Genomic DNA, 9,074 nt, shown 5'->3' on the forward strand with positions numbered 1-9,074 from the left:
CGATAATATGACATTAAAACCGATGAAGTTACATTTTGATAATCGAAAAATTCATAGAAAGTGGTTTTAGTTCCTTAATTAATTTTAGAACAAGTTCAGCTCCGTTTTCTAAATAAAATTCTGAGAAATTAGATTTTCTTTCTTGTAAACTTTTGTTAGGAAATAATTCGTTTTGAAGTTGAATCACTCTTTCTAACTCTGCAATATGCACTTTTTTTTCAGCTTTAAGAAGTCTTTTTTCAAGGTTTTCTAAGCCTTTTAGTTGTTTTTTTTCTTGAGCATTTACAGCGCCAGCAAATGATTTATCTGTCTTAAGTACTATTTCATGTAATGCTTCAAATTGTTTTTTAAGATGCATTTTTTGCTCAGAAAAATCGATGTTTATTTCTGAAAACTGTTTTGTTTTAAGATCAATTAATGTTTCTTGTTTCAAAAATAATTCTTCCCAATTTATGTCTAATTTAGATCTTTTTGTTTCTTGTTTTTCACTAATTAAAACTACAGAATTTCTAATCAATAATATAGGAAAGGTTACTTTATGAAAATCGAACATAGCTTTTAGTTCCAACCAATAGGCAATTTCTCCACCACCACCAATGTAAGATAAGTTAGGTAAAATAACTTCTTGATATAGAGGACGTAAAATAACGTTTGGGCTAAATTTTTCAGGATTTGTATCTACTAAGTTTAATATTTCGGCTTCAGTAAATTCAATAGTTGTATTATTAACTTTGTAATTCCCGTTTTCATGAATAATGCGTTCTCTGAGATTATCTTCAATATAAAAAAGATTAATTTCTCTAGGATTTACTTGAATTGAGTAATTATTTAGTTTAATAATACTTTCTAGCACTTTTTTATTTGAATTTTGATATAACAATTCGTCTTTTATGTAAGGAATAAATTGTTTTTTCAAATCTGTTGAATCTCCATCTAAAATAACTAAACCATATTCTCCAAATAATTGATTGGCTAAATATCTTGTGGCTTCTGCTAAATTAGAATGTTCTAAATAACTATCTGAAAATAATTTTATTAGATATTCTGCATTATTGCTAGAGCCAAGTTCTTTTTTAAAAACTTTAAAAAAAGCAGTTAAATCTTTAGTAGATAATCGACCAACAGGACCTTTAGATACTGCATTCCAACTAAACTTTTTATCTTTAAAACTAAAATGGTTTATTTCTTCAAAATCATGATCTTCTGTTGCCATCCAGTAAATGGGAACAAAATTGTACTCAGGATAATTTACTTTTAGTTGTTTGCATAAATTTATAGTAGAAATAATTTTATATAAAAAATAGAGCGGACCAGTAAATAAATTGAGCTGGTGTCCAGTAGTTATTGAAAATGTTTTATTGTTTTTGAGAAGTGAAATATTCTGATTAGTTAATTCTGAAATTTCGAAATTTATATATTGTTTCTCTAATTCCGAAACTAAGATTTCACGTTTAATACCATTATTAAAGTTTTTTTCTTTTTCTTCAATTTGATTTTTAAAATTTTCAATAGTAGGAAAATGATTGTATAATTCTTTTACTTCTAATTTTTCGTCTAAATAATCGGCAATTAATTTTGAAAAATATCCTGATTTTTGATAGCTAATACAGTCAGTTGGCATAATTGAAATTTATTTCTGCTAAATTAATAAAAATAATGTAGCTAAATTCGGTTTAACATAGGCTTATGATTTAATTTTTAATTTTCAAAACACCACCAAAATCATTTAAATAAATTGTACGATTATAAAATAATAGAAGCGTGTAAATTTCTTACTTTTGGTTAAAATATAAGATTTTTTATATGGATGTAAAGATTGAAAGTTTTTGGAATCGCATTCTAAATCCAAACGCAAAGATTGTTTCTGATGAGAATTCATCGTGGACTAAAGAAATTGAGTTTCTTTATAAAAAGGGTATTAGTATGGAAGAAGCGGTTCGTTATCTTCATTATGAAAAGCCAAGTTTATCAGTCTTTAATGATTGGGTTAATCTTAATAAGAATGAAATTAAAAAAGCAGAAGACATTATCGATGAGGTTCTTACTAAAGAAGATTTAGATTTTTGGGATAAAAATGGTTATGTTGTCATTAAAAATGCCATTTCAAGATCTGATTGTGAGGCAACTCAAAATGCGATTTGGACTTTTTTGAGGGCAAATTCTGAAGATCCAACTTCATGGTATCAGAAACATGAAGAGAAAAGAGGGCTGATGCTAAATTTTTCTAATCATCCAACACTTAATAAGAATAGAGAATCTGTTAAAATTCAAAAAGCGTACGAACAATTATATAAAACAAAAAAAATCTACAAAACGATCGATAAAGTCAGCTTTAATCCACCAATATCAGAAAATTATTCTTTTTTAGGAAGCGATCTTCACTGGGATGTTAGTCTGAAACTACCAATACCTTTTAAGTTGCAAGGACTTCTTTATTTGTCTGATTGTAATGATAATGATGGCGCTTTCCATTGCGTGCCAGGTTTTCATAATAATGTTTCATCATGGATGAGCAATTTACAAGCCAATGAAAACCCAAGGGAAATAGCTCCGAAATTATTACTATCAAAAGCCGTTACTGGTCAGGCAGGAGATTTTATAATCTGGCATCAAGCATTGCCACATTGTGCAACACCTAATAAAGGAAAACTTCCCCGAATGGTGCAATATCTTACTTATTTTCCTGAGGAAGAAACAATAACCACAGAATGGATATAAAATTAATTATCGCTTCATAGCAAAATGACCTCTATATTCTTTCCCATTTGATCTAGTTACGACAAACCAATAATCGGTCGATGGTAGTTCTTTTCCATTGAAGGTTCCATTCCAACCATCAGAACTATAATCTAATTCTTTGATGAATTTACCATATCTATCAAATAGTTTAATTCTTAAACCAGGTTCTGTATTCGAGAATTTTATCTTCCATTTGTCATTATTTCCATCTCCGTTTGGAGTAAAGTATTTTGGGTACATTAATAAAAAAACTTCCTCTGAAATCGTACCACATCCATTTTTATCTCTAATAAAAATATTGTATTCTCCGCTATTTAAGTCAGTAAAAACATTACTATTTTGATAATTATTCCCGTCTAATGAATATTGATAATCTCCAACACTACTAGTAGTAACTACAATAGTAATTGAGTTTTTATTTACTGTCCAATCATTTGTTATAACTTGAGAGATAGTAGCTACGTTTGAATTTACAACATTAAAATCTTTTGTGGAATTACAATTTATTCCAATATGGTTTTCCGTAACGGTAACCGAATAATTACCAGCTTGGCTAACAAGAATTGAGGAAGAAGTTTCGCCTGTTGACCACTGATATTTGTCAAAATTCCCAGCATTTATAGTTACGGTGTTACCTTGACAAATAGGAGTGACTTCAGCAATAGGGATAATAGGTTTGCTATACAATGTTAAATTCAATTCTACAATTTGATGACAAGTATTTACATTATCGATACGCACATAAATTGTAATTGTGCCAACATTTAATTGATAATCATTCTCATTATTTATTTTCTCACTAGTAGTTTGGTTTTGAGCTCCTGAAAATGATTTATAAAAGCTAAAAGTATTTCCTGCGGTGTTTGAAATTAAAGAAGAATTATAACTTGTCAAGTCAATTTTTTCATGTCCATTATTCAAATCATCACAAAAATAATCTAAAAAATCATTTGCATTTAAAGTATTGATGAGATTAATTGTTATGGGTGTTCTATTTACACTTTCGCACCCGTTTAAAGTTTGCGAAGAATAGTAAGTTGTTGCGTTTTGTATAATAGTGTTCGCAGGTAAAAGATTTCCTCCAGTTTGAGTATCATACCATTTTACACCTGTACCAGATATTGAAATATCATTCAACGTGGCATTTGCAGTACTACAAAAACTTTGATTGGAATTTGCAGTGGGCGATGGTGTATTGTAAATAGTTATTGAAACAGGTACTCTATTGCTTTCGCAATTATTGTTGGTTTGTGTAGCATAGTAAGTTGTTCCATTTTGTAAAAGGGTATTGGTTGGTAAAAGATTTCCTCCCGTTTGGGCATCATACCATTTTATATTCTGGCCTGTAATTACGATATTATTTAGTGTAGCGTTTTGTTGGATACAGAATTGCTGAGTTGCAGTAAGACTTGGTAAAGTGGTAGCGGTTATAACTACACTTTGATTTTGTGTTGAACTATTTCCGTTACCATCGTTATAATTCCAATGAATTATATAATTTCCAGGGATTGTATAGTTTAAAGGATCTGTGGTAGTACCATTTAGTAAACCAGCACAATTATCTGTGGCGGTTGGGATTGTAGATATTATTGTATTACAGTCTCCAGTTATTGTTTGTAAGTTTGGATTATTAGGTATGGGAGCAGTGATATCCCCAACCAATACATTAATTGTAACCGTATTATCGCATCCTCCTGTTCCTGTTATACTACAAGAGTATGTACCACTATTTAAAGTACCAGCGTTATTGATGATGGGATTTTGTATAGACGAAGTAAATCCATTTGGGCCTGTCCAATCATAATTTGTACCTCCCGAGGCATTTAATTGTAGGTTTTTACCAATACAGATAGGAGAGTTAGAGGATAAAACTGTACTTGAAAGACAATCTTTGAATTTGAATATATATAGTGATGAATTACCAACTTTAAATTCCTGATGTACACCTGGTGTTGAAATTCCATTAGGACTAAAAGTCAGACCACAAATATAAATATCATTATTACTATCAACAGTACAATAACCTGCTTGTTCGGATAAATTCCCACCCGAATAAGTTCCCCATATTCTTTGTCCTGAAGTGTTTAGCTTTATTAAAAAATTTTTTAGAGCAATTGGATTTTTAGTAGGCATAAAACTGTTTGTGGTTGTAATGTTGTTATTGATTCGAGTATATCCAGCAAAATAAACATTATCATTATTATCAATAGATAAGCCTCCTAAGTTGTTGTCAATGAAATAAGTTCCCCAATTAATTTGTTGAGTTTGAATATTAAAATTTAATAAATATCCGTTTGAGCCTGAATTTAAGCTTGATCCAGCAGGAGGTATTTGAAATGTGTCAAAAAGAGAACCAGTAGTAGCAATATTTGGATTGTTAGTTATTCCTAAAAAGCAAAGCGAATTATTTTTTAATACTGTTTTATGAATAGTGCTATTGTCAGCTATATAACTTCCCCAAATTCTATTCCCATTCAGATCAAACTTGATAATCATTCCACCACCAGTAACCGCTGCCGTTGTAGGTTGAAAAGAGCCAAGAGTAGCAATATTGGTTAAACTTCTTTGAAGCCCAGTTGCATATATATATCCGCTACTAGAATAATTTATTCCTGTGAAGCCATCAAAACCTAACCCTCCATAATAAGTATTCCAAATTCTATTTCCAGTAGTGTCAAATTTAATAATGAAACCATCTGACGAACCATTCATTACATTTTGATGAGCTGTCGATGTAGTATTGAAATCACTACTAAAAGTTTGCCCCGCAATATATATATTATCAGTAGGATCTAAGCAAATAGAATAAATAGATTCATTACCACTTCCTCCAAAATAAGTTCCCCATTGTTTAATTCCATTTAAATTTAATTTTACTAAAAAGCCTTCAAAATAATTATTTTTAAATTCTTGAAAAGTACCTGCGGTTCCAATAAAAGAATTATTAAGTTCATCACCTGCGACATAAATGTTGTGGTTTGAATCAATTGCTAAATGACAAGATTGTGAATTATTAAGTCCTGCTTCTGATGTTAAGTATGTTCCCCAAATTCTATTTGAATTAGTATCTAATTTAGCGATAAATAAATTTCTTTGCCCATTAAGATTGCTTTGATGAGTTCCTGAAGTTGCAATATTGTTTTGACTATCTGAGCTTCCAGAAATGTAAACATTGAGATTATCATCTGTTATTATATCCGAAGGAAATTCCATCCCTTCTCCACCATAATATGTTCCCCAAAGTCTAACTGGTACTGGGTCAATTATAATTGTTTTATCTGAAACATTTTTATCACTTTCAAGACTAAAAACATTTTTATCAATTTGTTTGTATTTAATATTTACAAATTCTTTTTTACCTTCATTTTCAAGCCAACCAATGGTAGTGTTTCTTCCATTTGACCAAAACGTACATCCATTTTAATTTTGTTATCAATCAATTCCGTTTTGGTACCACTAAATTTCATTTTAATGTCTGAAACTTTACCGCCTGGTTTTATAACAAAATTATATTCAACTGCTTTTGTGGTATCTTTTGGAATAAAAAAATCAACATCAATATTGTTGTAAATGTTTTTGTATTTTATTTTTTTGTATCTGTAAACATTGGTAACTCCATTTGGGTAATTAGGAATATTGTAATAATTATCATAATCGCTCGATTTGTCTTCGGTTATTAATTCTATATTTTGATTTGAATTAATAAAATCTATATCTATTCTGTGGTTTTTTCTTTTTAATCGATACTTCGGAGCGTTATCCGGATCATTTGAAATAATGGATGAATTTAAGTTTTCTTTTTCTTTTATAGGAGATTTAATGATTTCGTAAATATCATATGAAAAACCATTTTTTTTAATCTGAACGTTTATGCCAGGAGTATTTAATAAATATAAAATACCTTTATTTTGCTTACCTTTTTGATCAACAATTTGACCTTTATTTTCAATAAACCCTATTGAAGAATTTTGCTTTTGAGAATAAGCACATATATTTAAAAAGGCAAAGAAAAATATAATTTTAACACGCATAAATAATAGAATTTCATGCAAAAGTAACAATTTAATATGTATACATATTGTATTTATATACCTTTGTCAAAACAATTCTTTTGAAAGACCTTCTTCTAATTACACCACCTTTTACTCAACTGAATACGCCGTATCCAGCTACAGCCTATATAAAAGGTTTTTTGAATACCAAAAACATTTCGGCTTTTCAGATGGATTTGGGGATCGAAGTTATTCTCGAATTGTTTTCGAAAAAAGGATTAGAAGATTTGTTTGCTAAAAGTAATCAACCCAATTCTCCAAATATTCAACGAATATTTGCTTTGAAAGAAGAATATATAAAAACTATCGATGCTGTTATTTCCTTTTTACAAGGAAATAATCCAACATTAGCAAGGCAAATTTGTTCAGGAGATTTCTTGCCAGAAGCATTTAGATTTGAGCAATTAGATGATATGGAATGGGCTTTTGGGTCGATGGGAATGCAAGATAAAGCCAAACATTTAGCTACATTATATCTTGAAGATTTATCGGATTTTATTGTCGAATGTATCGATGAGAATTTTGGGTTCAGTCGTTATGCAGAACGTTTGGGACGAAGCGCTAATTCTTTTGATGATTTGTACTCGCATTTACAAAAAAATCCAACTTATATCGATACAATTACTTTAAGAATATTAAACGAAAAAATTCAAATTGTACAACCCAAATTAGTTTGTATTTCGGTTCCGTTTCCAGGGAATTTATATAGTGCTTTTCGTTGTGCACAGTTTATCAAAAATAATTTTCCTGATGTGAAAACATCTATGGGAGGTGGTTTCCCAAATACCGAATTACGTTCTTTAACAGATGTTCGAGTATTTGAATTCTTCGATTTTATTACTTTAGATGACGGAGAATTACCATTACAATTATTACATACTTTTTGTCATTCTGACGAAGGAAAAATCTCTTCAAACGAATTCAAACGAACATTTTTATTAGAAAATAATAAAGTCGTTTACAAAAACAATACTCTTCAAAAAGACTATAAACAAAGTGAAGTTGGCACGCCCGATTATTCGGATTTGTTGTTAGACAAATATATTTCGGTTATAGAAATTGCGAATCCGATGCACAGTTTGTGGAGCGACGGAAGATGGAATAAACTCACCATGGCACATGGTTGTTACTGGGGAAAATGTACGTTTTGTGATATTTCTTTAGATTATATAAAAGTTTACGAACCCATTCTCGCTAAAACACTGGTGGATAGAATGGAAGAACTCATAGTGCAAACTGGAGAAAACGGATTTCATTTTGTAGATGAAGCTGCACCTCCAGCTTTAATGCGTGAATTAGCGTTAGAAATCATTAAACGAAAACTAGTTGTCACTTGGTGGACAAACATTCGCTTCGAGAAAAGCTTCTCCCAAGATTTGTGTATTTTACTAAAAGCATCGGGGTGTATCGCAGTTTCTGGTGGGTTAGAAGTTGCTTCCGATAGATTATTAGAACTCATAAAAAAAGGAGTAACTGTCGAGCAAGTAGCACAAGTGACTCGAAACTTCACCGAATCTGGAATCATGGTTCACGCTTATCTCATGTATGGTTATCCTACACAAACCATTCAGGAAACGGTAGATAGTCTAGAAATGGTTCGTCAGTTGTTCGAGTTGGGTATTTTACAGTCTGGTTTTTGGCATCAATTTGCTATGACTGCACATAGTCCTGTAGGAATGTTTCCTGACGAATTTGGAGTTATTCCACAAAATAATGAAATCACTTTTGCCAATAATGATATTCAGTTTACAGACAAAACAGGAATAGATCATGATCAGTTTAGTTTTGGACTAAAGAAGTCTTTGTTCAATTATATGCACGGTATTTGTTTCGATTATACATTGCAAGATTGGTTCGATTTTAAGATTCCGAAAACAACTGTAAAACCAGATTTTATATACAATTCACTTCAAAAAGAAGAAAGTTTTACTATAAAACCATCGGCAAAAATAGTTTGGATAGGAGGAAGTCCATTAACAGAAATTTTGACCAAATCTAAAAAAGGGAATTCATGGGAAATAATGAAAATGATTTTTCACGACAAAAAAGAAACTTTCGAAATAGATTTTGAAAAACAAAAAGGGGATTGGCTTCTCAGAACTTTAGAATCTATTTCAGTACATAATGATAAAAAAACTACTTTTTCAATATTAAAAACTGATTTTGAAAATAATTTTGAGAATTTCGAATTATTTTGGTACTCGAAGCCAATAAATACTTTAAGAAATTTCGGACTTTTAGTTTTTTCTTAATATTAAATTTATTTATTAAAATATTATTCTA

Annotated in this window: 5 protein-coding genes; 2 read left to right on the plus strand and 3 right to left on the minus strand. The window is 30.2% G+C overall.

Annotated features, from left to right (window positions below; genetic code table 11):
• Positions 1 to 28: 28 nt before the first annotated feature.
• On the minus strand, positions 29 to 1,621 hold the full coding sequence (gene bshC, locus ACKVOV_RS03030) for a bacillithiol biosynthesis cysteine-adding enzyme BshC (protein WP_409205300.1): 1,593 nt from the start codon (positions 1,619 to 1,621) through the stop codon (positions 29 to 31).
• A gap of 182 nt (positions 1,622 to 1,803) precedes the next feature.
• Here bshC and ACKVOV_RS03035 point away from each other — a divergent pair, with 182 nt between their 5' ends.
• Positions 1,804 to 2,718, plus strand: a complete 915-nt coding sequence (locus ACKVOV_RS03035; protein ID WP_409205301.1) for a phytanoyl-CoA dioxygenase family protein — start codon at positions 1,804 to 1,806, stop codon at positions 2,716 to 2,718.
• A 6-nt stretch (positions 2,719 to 2,724) separates the two neighbouring features.
• Here the strand turns inward: ACKVOV_RS03035 and ACKVOV_RS03040 are convergent, their stop codons facing one another.
• A complete protein-coding gene (locus tag ACKVOV_RS03040) occupies positions 2,725 to 5,952 on the minus strand; it encodes a T9SS type B sorting domain-containing protein (protein WP_409205302.1) in 3,228 nt (1,075 codons plus the stop codon).
• A 128-nt stretch (positions 5,953 to 6,080) separates the two neighbouring features.
• On the minus strand, positions 6,081 to 6,770 hold the full coding sequence (locus ACKVOV_RS03045) for a hypothetical protein (RefSeq protein WP_409205303.1): 690 nt from the start codon (positions 6,768 to 6,770) through the stop codon (positions 6,081 to 6,083).
• An 80-nt stretch (positions 6,771 to 6,850) separates the two neighbouring features.
• Here ACKVOV_RS03045 and ACKVOV_RS03050 point away from each other — a divergent pair, with 80 nt between their 5' ends.
• Positions 6,851 to 9,043: a B12-binding domain-containing radical SAM protein gene (locus ACKVOV_RS03050; RefSeq protein WP_409205304.1), complete on the plus strand. Its 2,193-nt coding sequence runs from the start codon at positions 6,851 to 6,853 to the stop codon at positions 9,041 to 9,043.
• The last annotated feature ends 31 nt before the right edge of the window (positions 9,044 to 9,074 follow it).

The organism is Flavobacterium sp. (genome assembly GCF_046153165.1).
Lineage (GTDB): Bacteria > Bacteroidota > Bacteroidia > Flavobacteriales > Flavobacteriaceae > Flavobacterium.